Annotated in this window: 1 protein-coding gene; it reads left to right on the forward strand. The window is 50.5% G+C overall.

The window, feature by feature from the left end; genetic code table 11:
- On the forward strand, window positions 1–390 hold a 390-nt coding region (locus A8L45_RS24910), incomplete at both ends, for a hypothetical protein (RefSeq protein ID WP_175402091.1).

The following is a 390-nucleotide window of genomic DNA, read 5'->3' on the forward strand; positions in this document are numbered from 1 at the left end:
TGCGGCGCACCCCCCTAAACTGCCTGATGATTTTCCACACAAGTGGCACGAGTTGCCGCCTGAGCTCCAGAAGAAACTGAGAGACCCAGAGAAAATGGCTGGTTTCAAAAGAGACTGGGATGGATTGATTGCGAACATGAAAAAAGGCCCATCTGGCGGCCCCCGGACCGGCCAGAAGCTCAACTTTTTAGATAAAGGATGGATCTTTGGCGGTCCTGCTGACGACAAAAACTGGGGTAAGGGAGATACAGGTAACTGGCTCAACTGTTGGTACAAACCCAAGGCAGGTGGCGGAAATGTCGACAGCCATGGTGGCAGTACAGAGTTTGAGAAGAGAAAAACTAACTCTCCACTGACGTTTGATCTGAATGGCAATGGCAAAGTGGATAC

Origin of the sequence: Veronia pacifica, assembly GCF_001707825.1 — a bacterium.
Classification (GTDB): Bacteria; Pseudomonadota; Gammaproteobacteria; order Enterobacterales; family Vibrionaceae; genus Veronia; species Veronia pacifica.